We start from the raw sequence: 15,097 nt of genomic DNA, 5'->3' as shown, positions 1-15,097 counted from the left end.
AATATGCAGGGTAAAGCATCTATATTCATTGTTTTATCCTTGGCGTTTTGCATGGGATGGCAAAGTGCAGACGCAAGAACCCATATGTCCGAATTGGTTGTGAAAACAACCGACGACATCATTCCTGTTGAGATGATGGTTGTATTTTACGGCGCATCACCGGATGAGGACGTTGATTGGGAGACATTGCATGTTCAGCAAGGGCTGCCCGAAGCGTGGCGGGTCGCCAAGACAACGCAAAATGATGACGAGCGGATATTTAGTTGGTCGGAGCGCATCGAGCTTAATTCAAGTACCTCTCCTTCAGCAGTGGCGGCAAGTACGGGTGGCTGCGATATATGCTGGCGTAAAATTGCTATTGTATATCGGATGCCGAACGACCTGGTTGAAGAGAACTTCGCGGTCCAGGTGCGGCGCGGCGGAAACTGGCTGTTGAATACAGAGGCTACCGTGTCGGCTCTCAACGAGCGCACAATTCAGCCTGCAGAATTTGCACCTGCGCGATATTCAACAGCTGATGGCTACAAAGTCCTCGACCTGTCGCGCGCTATACCCATCTTCAAAAACCTGTTCTACGAGCTCGATGAGAATCCGGTGCTCACCGCTGCCTACGACGAACTGGGTAACATAGATTTTCGGGCGTATTCAGACCTGGCGCAGGTGGCATGGTGCTCCGAATTCGCTGCTCATATTCAAGAGGCAGCGGGACGGACCGCACCTGCAGTGCGCGACCGCGAAATCAACGGTCGTTTCCTGTTTCGCTATTATCGTAAAATTGGTGCCCACGCCTACGGGTTCGAGGAAATAGCAGGGTGGACACCGGAGGAACGGCGTAGGCGCCTGCCACCCGGAAGCATTGTATCCATAGCTACGGTCGGTGTTGGGGGGCATACTTTGATTTTGACCGCGTGGAAGGAGATGGATGGCCTGCAGACTTTCAGCGCCATTTCGGGCAACACCAGCAGGACCGTGCGACATAATTCGGAAATACGAATCCCGCGTTTGCCTCCTGAAGTGAAGGATGACCCCGCAGCAACCAAGTATTGGCGTGATCGCTCCTTTATGATTGTCACGGAAGGGCTAAATGAAAAATATTGAATACTCTTATAATTTCAGAATCTTAGACAAGGCTGAGCGCAGGCAAGAAAGTCTGGATGTTCCAGCGCGGCATGTGACTCCCCACCCTTCCGATGTAATTATTGCGTGGGGTGGAGATGTCAATTTGGGTAGGCGGCAGCACTATATAACGAAAGAGGTTGGCGAGGAAAAGGTTCTGGATATAAATGCCCTGAAATCGGCAGATTTGAGTATTGTAAATCTTGAGTGTGTCGTATCGACAAAAGGGAGATATGAGATAGAAAAAGGGGAGCCCGGTCCTTACTACTATCGTGCTCGCCCCGAGATGCTTCAAATTCTCCGCCACGCTGGCGTTCAAATGGTTGCCGTAGCAAATAATCACTCTGGTGACTATGGCGATGAGGCTCTCGTGGAGCAGGCGTACTGGCTCCGGACATTCGGCCTGAAATTCGCAGGTTCAGGTCTTAATATCTCGGAAGCTTTCAGTCCCGCTTATTCACAAGCCGGACCATTCAAAGTTGCCTTGTTCTCCGTTGATTCGACCCAACATCGTTTTGCAGCAACTGATAATTCCCCCGGAATTGCCTACCTCGATCCCAAAAAACCTGAGATCTGGCTGCAAACTCTCAAGGCGCTAATTGCAGAAGCGCGCACCAATGCTGATATCGTTCTGGTAGCAGTCCATTGGGGAAATAACTGGGCAACGATGCCGGACGATGCGGAAATTGCAATTGGCCATGCGATCATTGATGCAGGTGCTGACGCAATATTAGGGGCTTCTGCCCACGTTCTGCAGGGCATCGAGGTTTATAAGGGCAAGCCAATTATTCACGATGCGGGTGACCTGTTGTTCGATTCTAAGCTACCCGAACGAGGCGCCGGCGTATTCAGACTGCATCTCGATCGAAAGGGTATTCACGCCGTCAGCTTTGTTCCGATACGCACTGCCTTCGGCAGAACCTATCAACTGCCGCCGGATCGAGCTGCCAAGACCAGTGTCGCGTTCCGCGACCTTTGCCTGCAGCTTGGCACTGACCTTGCACTTCAGGAAGACGGGGCGGCGAAGCTTATAATTCGTGAGCAAGAAGACGATCTAACGGTCGCGCGGACACCGCCCCCAAAGCACCATAGGGCGCCGGACGCTGAAATTGCGTCCGCACTCGCTGAGATCGACATCAGGAGTGAGTGGACTGTTGTCGATGTTCCGGCAGATGCACGGTTGGAGGAGCCCCTTCGCATAGGCCCACTTACTCTTCTTGGTCTTCGTTGCAGACCGCGAGATCTGACCGGTAGAGCAATGGTTTGGGTGGAAAGCTTTTGGATCTGCGAAGAAAAGCTGGTGGATAATTGGCGACTCGACATTAGAGCTGTCTCCAAGGACGCAGGCTCCCCGGTTGTTTGGGGTGCCGGTATGGATCATGACCCATGTGATTGGATGCTACCCACGTCCAAGTGGCAGCCGCAGCAAATCTATCGCGATTATTTCGGTCTTCGTCCACCAACCTCCAAAGCCATTCGCAGTACTGACTTGCTATTTGAGGTTTGCCTGGTGGGTCGGGACGGAAAAACGGATCCCGTTTGCGTACCGAACCGTACCGTTCATATCGAGCTTCCATCGCCAAGCCCTATCCGACGTCCTTCCTTCGCTCGGTCAGCGATCAGTCGAGACCAACGGCAACCCGTGCCGATCAGTAGATGCAGGTTTAGCTTTCTTAACGTTGATATGGGCTGGCAGCGCACCGGTGTAGAGAATGCGTCGATACTTCGTGTTGCCCTATTCTCGCGAGAGCTGGGAATTTCACCCTATGTCCTTACAAGTAGATACAATCCTCAACTAAGGAGAGTGGAGGAATATCTTCGAGCTACTGGGCAATTGCCTGATGGCGTCCTTTTTCGCAACATGTATGACGATTACCAAAGCGCTGACAGCTTCGATGCTGACAGGCATCTTTCTGCCGATCTCCTGCGGCCAGAGTTGCATCCGGAGCAGGAATGGAGAGCCGTACCCAACACTGACGATCATCGGGTTTTCACACGAGATGGTCGAAAATTGATGTACGTCGCCCGCCGAAAGGACACCGGCAGAATTGGATATGTGAATCACTTTCATGACAATTTCAAGTGGCGACGCGATGTCTATGACTTCCGGGGGTTTCTGAGTTGTATACAGATGCTGGACGGGAAGAGCGCGCGCGTTGTACAGGAGATCTTTTTACGTCCGGGGGGCTCAATTGCACTCATTAAAAGTTATACCAAAGATCAAGGAAATATCGATCACATACAGGTCGTCGAAGAAAATGGGCATCTTTGTTCCAGGGTAAAGGATGAGAGCGAATTGATGAGGCTTTGGCTGAATGAGTTCGTTAACGAGGACGATTTACATCATGTTTTTATTGTAGATAAAAGCAGGATACTATACGCGCCCGCGGTTGATGTTAGAGATATGCAACCTGATAAAGGGAAGATAACGGTTATTCCCGTAGTGCACGCGTTGCATACCCGTGATCATCGTCGGGTTGAAGATGGTCGGGAAAACAGAAACTACATCGAGATTCTTAAGGACATCAGGCGACCAGATGCGATAGTTACGCTGACTGAGGAGCAGAAAACCGATATAGTAAATCGCTATGGCCCGGCTCCTATTGATGTTATTGGTCATGCTTACAATAGCCAAACTACACCTGGTTGCTTTGAGCGGAGAGATCGATATAAGGTTGTTTATCTAGCGCGCTATTCTCCAGAGAAGGAGCATAATAGTGCCATTCGCGCCTTTAGACTGGTCGTCAATCAGGTTCCTAATGCAACCTTACATTGCTACGGTTTTGGCAACCCCGGAGATCCAACACTGCCTGCATTAGAAAAACTTGTGAAAGACTTACATCTAGGATCAAATGTTTTTCTTAACGGCTGGGCTCAGGAGACAGCGTCTGTTTATGAAGGGGCGGGGTTGACTATTCTTACAAGTCAGGCTGAAGCATTTTCACTTACTATAATGGAAAGCCTCTGCCATGGCTGTCCTGCGATCGCATTTGATGTGCGCTATGGTCCTCGCGCCCTTATCCGTCATGGTTACAATGGATTTCTTGTACCTTTCGGTGATGAGAAGGCACTCGCGCAATACATAGTGGGCGTATTGGAGGATGAGACGCTGCATCGCTTACTTTCTTCCCAAGCTAGACAAGATGCTGCGCGATTTTCCCCTAGTCTGACGGCTCATTCTTGGTCGAAGCTGTTTTCGTCGCTCTCAATTACAGGATGTGCAAACAAGGCACCCAATGATTTTGACGTGCTCCCCGCTTTGTCCCCGCCTATAGGTTAGCCCTGTTCACGTTGTGGTCCATTCTGGACCGGGTTGCAAATTCGTGCGGGGTGAGCCCGTCGAGGCTCGTATGCGGTCGGTTCAGATTGTAATCGATCCTCCATTCCTCGATGCTGTCGCCGGCGTGCCGGTAGCTGGTGAACAGCCGCTCATTGAGGCACTCGTCCCTGAGCCGCCCGATGAAGCTCTCCACCAGACCGTTTTGCATCGGCTTGCCCGGCGCGATGTAGTGCTATTCGACCTGCCGCTCCTCCTGCCAGGCCAGAATCGCATTCGAGGTCAGCTCGGTGCCGTTGTCGGAGACGATCATGCAGGGATAGCCGCGCCGCTCGGCAATGCGGTCGAGTTCGCGAGCAATCCGCTCGCCGGACAGCGAGCTGTCGACCACCGCTGCCAGGCATTCGCGGCTGAAGTCGTCGATGACGCACAGGATGCGGAAGCGCCTGCCGTCGGTCAGCGTGTCGGAGACGAAGTCGAGGCTCCAGCGCTGGTTGGGGGCCTGCGGGATCGCCATCGGTGCTCTCGTGCCGAGCGCTCGCTTACGGCCGCCGCGCTTGCGCACGGTCAGCCGCTCCTCCTTGTAGAGCCGATAGAGCTTCTTCCAGTTCACCGTCACGCCCTCCTGCCTCAAGAGCAGGTGCAGCCGGCGATAGCCGAAGCGCCGGCGCTGCGCCGCCAGCTCGCGTAGCCTCTGGCGCAGGCCGGCATCGTCCGGCCGCGACGAGCGGTAGCGGTAGACGCGCGGCGCAATGCCCACCAGACCGCACGCACGGCGTTGGGAATATCCCCTCTCTTCAATGGCCCAGCCCACGGCCGTCCTCCTCGAACCGGGCGTTTTTGCCGGCATCTCGCGCAGCGTCGACGCATCCATCATCTGCTCCACCAGAAGCTTCTTCAGGCGCGCATTCTCCTCCTCCAGCGCCTTCAGCCGCTTGGCCTCCGACACCTCCATGCCGCCATACTTCTTGCGCCAGGTGTAGAACGTCGCGTCGCTGATCCCGTATTTGCGGCACAGATCCGTCGCCGACAGCCCGGCCTGGTGTTCCTTCAGAATGCCGATATCTGCTCGTCCGAAAAGCGCGATCGCTTCATTGCCAGTCTCCCTCTCTCCAAGAGCAGACTAACCACAAAGCGAGGACATTTCAGGGGAGCACGTCATCTCCGACGACGGACACGTGACCCAACCGCAATCCACTTAGCAAAGCCCTATGAAAGCTTTGGTAACTTGGTGTTAATCCCTGTTACACTATTGCTGATTTTGTAACATTTCACCTATACGTTGTGTAAAATGCTGTCAAGACATCATCCGTAGTCCATGTGGATAAAGGATATGAGAGTTGAATCTGGCTCTGCTGCATTTTGGCACACACAACCATGTGTTGCATTCTGCAAGAAGTGGAAAATAGGGGCGCATCTCAGGCATTTATGCCGGCCATTTGGTTATGATGGTTCCACAGGAGAAGCCAGCCTTCCTCCCGACCCAGCCGCACCTATGTAAGGTGGGTGGTCCACAGCCAAAAAACCGACTGCCTTCTCGATGCAATCGGTGTATCAAAGCAAATGTAGGATATTAAGCGGATTGTGGCCGCATTAGGGCTGGTTACAGCGGCGTATGTTCAGCCAACACTGCTCCAGCCAAGGGTGAGACGACATGTTTAAGATCGCGGACCTATCTGCGTTCATAAGCGTCGCGCTCAGCTTATGCGCGCTTCCAGGACGCTGCCTCGGTGCGATGCATTCTCTGTCTTGAAGACAAAGAACATGGCGCGGAAAATCGGTATCTGTACCTGACTAGCCCACCAGTACACCGGTGCGAAAGGGAGGAGTCGCATCGGCAGGACGCCCAGTTTGCACTCTGTCTCGGGTCATCAATACGGCTTGCGTTGCCGGTTGGCCCCCTACGGCTTGCGCGCGAGTCATCGCCGTTGAAGGAGCGCCTGTTGCCTGCCAAAGACGCTCGGCAAAGCCACGCTCTTCCGGGCCTACGACATCCGCATAGATGGCGGTAGTGCTCCAGTGAGCGTGCCCAAGCCAGCGCTGAACAAGGTTCATGGGTACCCCGGCTTCGAGAGCCGCGACGGCAAAGCCATGCCGCAGGCCCTTGGGGCTGGCCTGCTGTCCCTTGATGCCGGCGGCAGACATCACTGAGCATATATATCTGTAACCAGTCATACGACTCCAGGACCAGATGGGATCATCGTATTGGGATTCCGGTGTACTTTCCTTTGCGGTTACAAAGAGAGTGGCCGTTCCCGAGGAAATAGGCACTATCCTGTAGCGGATCTTTTCCCTTTTTTTTAGGCTTCGTATGACAACAATATCCTCTTCGAGGTCGATATTACGAAAAGTTAGGTTAAGAGCTTCGGAAATACGGCATCCTGTTTCCAGAAGGGTGCGACAGAACAGTTGAACCGGGAGATCTTCTTCCATTGAATGCTGTAGGAAGCGGCGCCTCTCCATAGAAGTAAGATATTTCCTGTTTCCGTACTTGTCGATCATTGACTATCCCCGCTCGACACGCCGCTTGCTATACACCACGCCTGCATCCCCATCCCCGTGTTTCCTGCTTAGTCTCGATTGTCACGAGAGTTCGCGTATAAGTTACAAAATCAGCAATAGTGTAACACCGTTGCGTGTGTCAATCGGAGATGGATATGAGAGGGATCGCAATCCTGTTCTTTTTGATCGATCTGGCGGGTATGGCATGTATCATACTGATTTCATTGATAGTTCTAGATATCGCCCTTGGGGGTATTCTGCCTTGATCCTCTGATATGCCGGGAGCTTCGTATGGATGGAGAGGTCAGAAGATACGATTTGGTTTGCGATAACTTCCTGGTTCCGGAGCACTTGAGCGCGCCGAAAGGTTCGGCGTCCTGGCCGAGGGGAAGAGGAGTGGGTTCCTGGTCATGATATCGAAGGATTCTTGCAGGTGCGAGATATGTTTTACCAGGAAAATTGGAAATAACGTCCTGTCGAGTTGCTTAAGTTCGACGTATATATGGACATATAGCTGATATACACGCGTTTATCCGAAGTGGATGCCCGTGCTGTTGAGAGCAGTTGGGCCAATCGAAATGGGAGAATGTCATGAAGCATTATATTCAAGAAAACTTGAAAATAATATTCATTAGAGAAGATCGCAGTCTTTGGCATGACATGCAGCTTGCCTTGCAGTTGGTAGGGTTTCCTGTGTCTCTCGCTGAAACAAAGGAAGAACTTGATTGTATGGTTGCATCGAGCGCTCGCTGTATTCTTGTTCTTGACTTGGAAACATGCGCAAACGAATGGCTGTCCACAATAAGGCAACTGGCTATACGCAAGCAGGTGCGCATCGTTGCCTTGATGGCGAATACGGGAGCTCAGGAGCGCCTCGAGGCGTTGAAGGCAGGTGTGGACGTCTACCTGGCGAAGCCGGTCAGCTATGACGAGTTGAAAGCTGTGCTGCAGCGTCTTGCCGCCCGTTTCCCGGAGGCGCCGTCTGCTCTGGCCCTGGACAAGGGGCGGCAGCTCCTGATGATCTCCGGAGGCCCCGTCGTGCGGCTGACTACGTTAGAGTGCTGGTTCCTTGCCTGTCTGGCAGAGGCTCCGTACCGGAGGGCTTCGCGGCATGAAGTCGAGCGCTTCCTTTGGGACGATGACCTTTCACTGACGGACAAGCGCCTCGATGTTCTCGTCCACCGCCTTAGAAAAAAACTCGAAACCGAGGCGCCGGAGCTAGGGAACATCATTGCGACGCATCGTAGCCATGGCTTCTCGCTTCTGCGGGAGACACATCTCTGTGAGCTGGATCCACCAATGTTTACTGTGTCTCCGGCGCTGGAGAGCAGCAGCGTATGAGACGAATGGGCCGCCTGACCGGCGTGCGGCAGGATGGTAACTGGAGAAGGTGCAGTCGATAGAGACGCGCTTGCACGGGGTCTCTGCAGAATCCCGTGATCTGTCGGCGGGTGATCGTAAATCCAGTACGCGCACGATGTAGGGGCTTACGCCTCCGAGCTCGGTAACTTGTTGTGTGCATTGTTAAACAATGTTCACCGTGTGCATGTGCTCGTGAATCCAATTGTAACTGTGTATACGGCGGTAGTTAAGTATACCTCTTTGAACTTTGATCGTTAGTGGGCGTAGATCGCTTTCCATCAAGAAAGAGTCATTCCCCGGGAAATAGGTATCCGGTGGCGGCTGACGATGTCCCCTTAGGAAAAGACAGGGAGCGCGACGATGAGCCTTGAGCGGTTGTCACTCGGGACAATACGATGTGTCCGAGAAGTTCTTGCGAGCAGGAGCGTAACGGTTGCTGCTGAACGTATCGGCATATCCCAGTCGGCCGTATCGCAGCAAGTTGCACGCTTCGAAAAGCTTTCGGGCATTCCAATCATAGCCCGCAACGGCACCAAGATGACGGTGTGCTCGGACGAAATTGCCCGCCTTATCTTCGCTATGATGGAGCCCGTGGAGACGATGCGGTGCATCTCGCTCGGCAAGGAAATGGGCAAGTTGCGGCTGGGCCTCTGCGACTATCTGGCTGCACGCCACTGCAGCAACATCTCTCGTTATATGGATTTGGACAAGGAATTCGAGATCCGAATTGGTCGCCCGTCGGGTGTTGCGGGGATGTTCAACGATGGCGAACTGGACATCGTTATGCGCCCTCTTTTCCACCATGAGGGTGAGGTTGATCTCATGGTCGACGTTCCATTGGTGTGGGTGGCCTCCCATGCCTTTGGACCCAGACTGGGCGACGGCCGCTCCGCGCCGATCCCGGTTGTTCTCGAGGCCACTCTTTCTCCTTACTCCTACTATGCCGAACGGTCGCTTCGAGAAGCGCAGATTCCTTACAAGGTTGCCGGCCGTGCCGATGACAACCTTGTTCGAATGCATCTGGTGTCAGCTGGGCTTGGGTGCACAACCGTTCCAAAGTTTGCCTTGGATACCCTTCCGGCTCATGCAATCAGAGCTGTGGCGGGTATCACCGGAAAGAGCTGCATAAGATTTGGCATGTTTTATAATAAGAAAAAGGTCCAATTTAAAAAGGCATGCAGGATATTTGAAGCAATATCTGAATATATGGTATAATGTCCTCTGCGCCGCAGGACTATGGGCCATTCGAATAGCCTCAACAACAAGGTGTGCTTACATGAATGCCCAAGGAGGCCGGAAGACAGGTGGTATTGGCGCTACTCTCGTGTCGCGACGTCTTGATCTTTCGTCCGCTGGTGCGGAGCGGTTCGCTCCTGCGTTTGTTGAAACAGGACACCAGGTTCCGTAATGCGAGATTCGGAAAGAATTATAGAAAAGCCGATTAGGATTAGGTATAGGCCAGCTTCAGTTCTGCCGAAAGTGCCGAAAGGGGAGATGGATACTTTTGTCGTAGCGGTAATGTATATGGAGAGCGGACAGGTAAACTGCTTCCCGGCAGACTACCTGAATGACTTTCCATTGTGGGACGATCCGCCGGACCTGCTGAAGACCGGCGACCGATCACGGTTTCTGGCGAAGGTGCAGGGCTGCAACGCGACGGGCTGGTTCGACCATCTGCCGGATGAGAGGAACGGAGCCATCATTTCGCCAATGCATTTGGGCGAGGGACAGCGCCTTATCGGCTGGTGTCCCATAGACGATCTGATCCCAGGGAAAGAACAGATCGGTCCGCTTCCATAGTGCTCTGGGCGACTGAAGGCACTCGTCCTGGAAGCGGAGTTTTGCAACCAGCGGCCGGGCAGTTGTTGTGGGAGGCCCGGATTACACCAAAAGGATGCAGCCGTGGCAGCAATCATCTCCCTTGACCCGCGCGTAAGAGACGCATGGCTGTCATCGTGGATAGGGCAGGACATGTTCTGCGCCACCGCCATACAGGAGCTTCACGCGATGCTGCCCGGCAGGCACTTCATGGTTGTGTTGACCATCGCACGGGCAGGCCAGCCATACAGTGTGGTCTTTCGCGCATGGAAGACACCTCCTTCAGCCGTGCCGTTGGGTACGCCACCGGGGTTTCAGACGAGGCGTTTGGCGGCAATTGCTCATTTGGGCAAGCATGCCGTTGAGCAAGATCCGTTGCCTGATCATCTCTTTATCTCGAAACGGAGCGGGGATCCCTGCAGCTTTGTCGAGGCGTTGGATCATGCGAGGGGCATGAGCCGCTTCTGGCCTTGCCCGGTCATCTATGTCTTCGATGGAACGGCCTACAGCCGCGCCTGATCTGTAAACGCCGGAAATGATGCAGTATGGGAGAGCGCACGAGCAATGTTGATACGGGATTTAACAGCACGCAACCTTATGTAGGTATGCATGCATCAGCATGCTGCAATCACATGTATGCTGCCCTGATGCGGCATACGGCTTTGTGCGATTTGCTTTGCCGGACGTTCATCGGACTACCGAGCTTATCCTGCGTGTAGCCCTTGTTGTAAACCTCCTCTGACAATTGGATCATGCGATGATTGAACGGCGTCTTTTCATCAAGTCTCTGATGGCATTCGGCGGCTGCGCCGCCTGCGCAGGCATTGCCTTTGCGGATGAGGAGTGGGGCTATGACGGAGCCGAGGCGCCGAAACATTGGGGCGAACTCGATCCGCACAATCTCGCCTGTGCGACAGGGAGCCAGCAGTCTCCCCTGGATATTGCAGGCGAGATCGCGGCGAAGCTGCCGAAGCTCGAACTCGACTGGGAAGAGAGCGACGGCACCATGGTCAACAACGGCCACACGATTCAGATCGATGTGCCGGCCGGCAGCGCGCTCGATCGCGACGGCGAAGTCTACGAACTGAAACAGTTTCATTTCCACACCCCGAGCGAGCACCACGTGAAGGGGCGGGCCTTTCCGATGGAGGCACATTTCGTGCATCAGAATCGCGAAACTGGCTCTTTCGGTGTTCTTGCCGTGTTCTTCGCCGCTGGCGCGGCTAACGAGGCGTTTGCCCGGCTCGCGAGAACCTTTCCCGCGCATAGGGACGACAGCGTCCTGGTGGATGATTTCGATCCTCGCGGGTTGCTACCCGGCTCCCTCGACTATTGGCTTTATGAGGGGTCTCTGACCACTCCGCCCTGCAGCGAGGACGTGGACTGGATCGTCCTCAAGGAACCGCTGCGGGTAAGCGAGGAGGACATTGCAAGGTTCAGGGCCATCATTCCTCACAATGCGCGACCGATCGTCTTGCCGCATCGGCGCTTCATCTTGAGTTCGACCTGACCGGCAAGCATGGCCGCTCCCGGCTGGCCGGCACCCGCGTGGAGCCGCTTCAGACGTTCAGGAGCGAGCCTGGAGGAGCGATGCGGAAACAATTTTCGGTTTCACTGTTCATCATTCTCGCTGGATGTGCCAGCCCATCCTCCGGCCCCAGTGTCGGCGATATTTATAGTGTTACCCTTCCCGGTTCGGATGAAAAGATGCCGGTACTTGAGCTTGTAAGTGCTTTGCCGGATATCACGAATATGCCTTCCGCCACTTCCTCTTGTGGCGAGTTCGATCGACTTCAGGCTGCAAAGACCGGAGGCAATGGCCTACAGGCGGGCGACGTGATCGAGGTCACCATTTTGGACACCGGTGAAGCGGGTTTACTATCGCCCACCGAGAGCAAAGTTCTTAACCTGGGCCGCTTTACAGTCGATCAGGACGGCTCCGTAACCGTTCCTTTTGTCGGCCGGCAACCCGTGAAAGGCGCTTCGCCCGAAGTTGTTCAAAATCGGATCGTCGATAGCCTTCGCGGATCCGCGGTAAACCCCCAGGCCGTCGTCACGGTGGTGGAAAGCCCGGCCAGTACCGTTACCGTACACGGGGATGTGCGGTCCATCGGCCGCTTTCCGCTCGCCAGCAAGAGAGAGCGGGTTCTCGATGCCATCGCATCGGCAGGCGGGCCCGGTTCTCCCCCCGGTTCGACAATGGTGACGCTGGTTCGCGGCCCTTACAGGGCGCGTGCGCCGCTTGACTGTCTCCTGGCGGATGACGGCCAAAACGTCCGCCTCATGCCAGAGGACCGGATTCTGGTCGAGAAGAACGGCTCGAGCTTCACGGCCCTCGGCGCGTTCAAGAGCAACGGCGAGTTCGAATTTGAGACCGGCAAGCTCACGCTCGCCAAAGCCATTGGGCGTGTCGGTGGCCTTCTGGATGACCGTGCGGACGCTCGCAATGTCTATCTCTTCCGCAATCCAAACATCCATGTTGCGGCTGAAGCGGCCTCGCGCGCATCCGCAACTGAGAAGCCCGTCATCTATCGCCTCAATCTGCGCGACGTCGCAAATTTCGTTCTCATGCAAGGGTTCTTGATGCAGGACGGTGACATCCTCTACGCCGGCAATGCTCGCATAGTGGATCTGGCCAAGCTTTTGACGGTTTTCCAGAAAAGCGTCTCGCTGCCCGCCGCATCCCCGCCGGCGGAGTAGATGAAGCAAGCGTCTTCTATCCGGCGATCGCGCGCAGGGCAGCAAGGGCCTCTCCCGCGCTGCCTGGGCAACGTGTGGGGTCGCCGCAGATGAGACGCTCGGCGAATGACGCCAGGGCCGCATCCGCGGTCCGGGTGCAGTGGTCCAGAAGCCTCAGAAGGATTTGTCCGCATGCATAGAGATCCGCCCGCTCATTCGGGAGGCCGTTAGCAAGGCATTGTGGAGGCGCCAGGCGCGAGCGTGCCCGCACTGCAGAATCCGGTCCGGAGGCGCTCCGCCGCTCCACCGAAATGCCGAAATCCGCGATCTTCAGGCTTATCGGACTGTCTTCGGCGAAGAGCAGATTGGCGGGCGTGATGTCCGCGTGCACGAACCCCGCCGTATGGATGGCCTGCAGCCCTGAAAGGAGCGCCTCCATGATTCCGCAGATGTCGCTGGGCGAAAAACATCTCGACCCGTTGAGGCGCTGCGAGAGGCTTCCCCCGCCCACCCATTCCAGCAGCAGCGCCGGCCTGCCGTCTGCCAGCCGCAAAGGGAGGTGGGCGATCACGATGTTCGTGTGGTGAAGCGCGGTATGAATGCGCGCTTCACGCAGCAGGAGGTCGGAAAGTGTAGGATCATCCGCGCATTCCGGGTGCAAAACCTTGAGCGCGTAAGCCTCCGCGAGATCGCGATGGCGTAGACGGAATATCTGTGCCCGAGGCGTCTCATGAACCAACTCTTCCACCAGGAAAGTGCCGGCGACGATGTCGGATGCAGAACCAGCACCGAAATGTGCGTGTCCCCGGTCGAGTGCAGCCCGCACGCGATCGATGAGCAGCCGACTTTCCTCGCGATCACGCACCCGGTCGCCTTCATGCGTCAGGGCCTGCCAAAGAGCGCCGAACCGGGCGGCGATCCGGCTCATATCCGTATCCTGCACGCTCATCTCTGGCTCGCACCGACGAGGATGGCGCTGACATTGTCGCGTGTGTTCACGATCAGCGCTTCCTGCACGAGCGCGGCGGGAAGCTCATGGGCAGGTAAATCCAACAGCATTGTTGCGATTGCATGCTCGCCCAGGACGCGAGGAAGCGGCGCACTGCAAAGCAGAAGCTGGTCCCCGTCTTGGAGGGTGTCGCTGACGATTTCGGGCGCCAAGGGGCCATCTCCTCCGATGCAGCGCGAAAGTCGCCGACGCAGCCCGATCTCTATGTGGTCCCGCGTGAGACACCGCATCATGCGGTCTCGAACCAGGTAACAGCGGGCATCTCCTGCCCAGATCACCGCAAAAGCATCGCCCATGATGGCGAGCACGATTACACTCGCCTTCGGCCCCTCGCCACGTTGGTCGGGAACAGGTAACGCGCGCAACAGTCCATGCGCGCGTCCCAGTTTGCCCTTTACCTCCTGTACGAGCGCCGAGAGCGTTTCCTGCGGGGTTGCGTCGGTCAGCGCGTTGACTGCAGCCTTGGCGGCATTTGCATCCGCCATGCCGTCTCCTACGCCGTCGGCGATGGCAAAGAGGCGTGGAACATCCGAAAGGAGCAGCGCATCGCCATTGATGGAGAGGCGCGTTCCGGGATGCGTGGCGTAACCTCTTTCGATCACAAGCTCCCGTGAAGATGGTGCTTCTGCCGAACGTGGTTCCTGGCGCGCTGAGACGTCCCCCGGCTGCCGGGTCTCATCTCCGTCGATGCGTCCTGTGGCGTGCTCGAGCAACCTCGGAAAATCGGATTCCCTTGGCTGGCCGACAGTCTTGAAGCCTGACACCTGACGCGTATGGGCGTCGACCATCCACCAGATGGAGACGCCCCTGCCGTTGCCGTCGCGCTCTTCACCGGGCAGGCTGACGAGAGCCTTCGCCTCCGGTAGGCGGAGGCGTTTGAGACCCGCCGACAGGCCTGCCAGGTCGAAATCTTTCGCGCGCGAGGTTTCCGCCAGTGCCTCGGCGGCCAGAAACCACGTCCTGTCGTAACAAAGCCAGCGTGCGGCACCGGAATAGCTGCTGAGCTGTGCTGCAACGATCAAAGGAAAGCTGCGCCCAACACGGTCTCTGCTCGGCAGCATCACGCCGGCGACGGTTGCCGGTCCCCAGAGGCCGCTCTGAACGACAAAGCGCCACGGCGTGTTAGCGTGGAACATGTCGCGCCACTGTCTGCCAAAAACCTGCTCACTCGATTGCAGTCCGGCTTGTATCCAGCCGTCCAGCGCCTCCCTTAAGGCGGGTCCGAAGCCTTCGGAAAGGAAATCGCCATGCGTGGGTACTTTACCGAAGAAGCCGATGAGGTCGGGTTCCTCCTTGGTGGCGCCTTTTGTTTGGCCCTGCCTCATGGTGCATCC

11 protein-coding genes and 1 pseudogene are annotated in these 15,097 nt (G+C 55.8%); 8 read left to right on the top strand and 4 right to left on the bottom strand.

The features are described 5' to 3' along the window. The first annotated feature begins 3 nt into the window (after positions 1–3). Complete coding sequence (locus PVE73_RS19575) at positions 4–1,098, top strand: hypothetical protein (RefSeq protein ID WP_277363842.1); 1,095 nt, start codon at positions 4–6, stop codon at positions 1,096–1,098. Further along, entirely contained in the window at positions 1,085–4,396 is a 3,312-nt protein-coding gene (locus tag PVE73_RS19570) for a CapA family protein (RefSeq protein WP_277363841.1), read from the top strand. Before PVE73_RS19575 ends, PVE73_RS19570 begins: the two co-directional genes overlap by 14 nt. Here the strand turns inward: PVE73_RS19570 and PVE73_RS19565 are convergent. Together PVE73_RS19565 and PVE73_RS19560 are read right to left on the bottom strand one after the other, a co-directional pair. Further along, positions 4,386–5,488, bottom strand: a pseudogene (locus PVE73_RS19565) (IS3 family transposase). The gene PVE73_RS19570 and the pseudogene PVE73_RS19565 overlap by 11 nt on opposite strands. 699 nt (positions 5,489–6,187) lie before the next feature. Then, complete coding sequence (locus PVE73_RS19560; RefSeq protein ID WP_277363840.1) at positions 6,188–6,895, bottom strand: site-specific integrase; 708 nt, start codon at positions 6,893–6,895, stop codon at positions 6,188–6,190. Positions 6,896–7,486: 591 nt separating this feature from the next. Here PVE73_RS19560 and PVE73_RS19555 point away from each other — a divergent pair. The 6 genes from PVE73_RS19555 (at position 7,487) to PVE73_RS19530 (ending at position 12,775) form a co-directional block, all read left to right on the top strand. Continuing rightward, entirely contained in the window at positions 7,487–8,236 is a 750-nt protein-coding gene (locus PVE73_RS19555; protein WP_277363839.1) for a winged helix-turn-helix domain-containing protein, read from the top strand. Positions 8,237–8,617: 381 nt separating this feature from the next. Continuing rightward, positions 8,618–9,472, top strand: coding sequence for a LysR family transcriptional regulator (locus tag PVE73_RS19550; RefSeq protein WP_277363838.1), 855 nt, complete (start codon positions 8,618–8,620; stop codon positions 9,470–9,472). Between the two features lie 279 nt (positions 9,473–9,751). Continuing rightward, positions 9,752–10,057: a hypothetical protein gene (locus PVE73_RS19545; protein WP_277363837.1), complete on the top strand. Its 306-nt coding sequence runs from the start codon at positions 9,752–9,754 to the stop codon at positions 10,055–10,057. A gap of 102 nt (positions 10,058–10,159) precedes the next feature. Then, complete coding sequence (locus PVE73_RS19540) at positions 10,160–10,594, top strand: hypothetical protein (RefSeq protein ID WP_277363836.1); 435 nt, start codon at positions 10,160–10,162, stop codon at positions 10,592–10,594. A gap of 241 nt (positions 10,595–10,835) precedes the next feature. Next, complete coding sequence (locus PVE73_RS19535) at positions 10,836–11,585, top strand: carbonic anhydrase family protein (protein ID WP_277367520.1); 750 nt, start codon at positions 10,836–10,838, stop codon at positions 11,583–11,585. An 80-nt stretch (positions 11,586–11,665) separates the two neighbouring features. Then, the gene (locus tag PVE73_RS19530) at positions 11,666–12,775 is read left to right on the top strand and encodes a polysaccharide biosynthesis/export family protein (RefSeq protein WP_277363835.1); all 1,110 of its coding nucleotides are present in this window, start codon (positions 11,666–11,668) and stop codon (positions 12,773–12,775) included. A gap of 16 nt (positions 12,776–12,791) precedes the next feature. On the opposite strand, the gene PVE73_RS19525 is transcribed toward PVE73_RS19530, so the two are convergent. Together PVE73_RS19525 and tagF are read right to left on the bottom strand one after the other, a co-directional pair. After that, entirely contained in the window at positions 12,792–13,703 is a 912-nt protein-coding gene (locus PVE73_RS19525; RefSeq protein WP_277363834.1) for a protein kinase, read from the bottom strand. Beyond that, on the bottom strand, positions 13,700–15,088 hold the full coding sequence (gene tagF / locus PVE73_RS19520) for a type VI secretion system-associated protein TagF (RefSeq protein ID WP_277363833.1): 1,389 nt from the start codon (positions 15,086–15,088) through the stop codon (positions 13,700–13,702). The genes PVE73_RS19525 and tagF overlap by 4 nt, the downstream gene beginning before the upstream one ends. Positions 15,089–15,097: the final 9 nt, after the last annotated feature.

It is taken from the genome of Chelativorans sp. AA-79 (assembly GCF_029457495.1).
Classification (GTDB): Bacteria; Pseudomonadota; Alphaproteobacteria; order Rhizobiales; family Rhizobiaceae; genus Chelativorans.
Note: the sequence above shows the minus strand (reverse complement) of the source record. Positions and strands in the feature narration are given on the sequence as shown.

Bases quoted from the DNA above. Each gene is read 5' to 3' on its own strand.
- PVE73_RS19575 (WP_277363842.1), top strand. From the start codon at position 4: ATGCAGGGTAAAGCATCTATATTCATTGTTTTATCCTTGGCGTTTTGC.
- tagF (WP_277363833.1), bottom strand. From the start codon at position 15,088: ATGAGGCAGGGCCAAACAAAAGGCGCCACCAAGGAGGAACCCGACCTC.
- PVE73_RS19555 (WP_277363839.1), top strand. From the start codon at position 7,487: ATGAAGCATTATATTCAAGAAAACTTGAAAATAATATTCATTAGAGAA.
- PVE73_RS19545 (WP_277363837.1), top strand. From the start codon at position 9,752: ATGGATACTTTTGTCGTAGCGGTAATGTATATGGAGAGCGGACAGGTA.
- PVE73_RS19560 (WP_277363840.1), bottom strand. From the start codon at position 6,895: ATGATCGACAAGTACGGAAACAGGAAATATCTTACTTCTATGGAGAGG.
- PVE73_RS19550 (WP_277363838.1), top strand. From the start codon at position 8,618: ATGAGCCTTGAGCGGTTGTCACTCGGGACAATACGATGTGTCCGAGAA.
- PVE73_RS19530 (WP_277363835.1), top strand. From the start codon at position 11,666: ATGCGGAAACAATTTTCGGTTTCACTGTTCATCATTCTCGCTGGATGT.
- PVE73_RS19570 (WP_277363841.1), top strand. From the start codon at position 1,085: ATGAAAAATATTGAATACTCTTATAATTTCAGAATCTTAGACAAGGCT.
- PVE73_RS19525 (WP_277363834.1), bottom strand. From the start codon at position 13,703: ATGAGCGTGCAGGATACGGATATGAGCCGGATCGCCGCCCGGTTCGGC.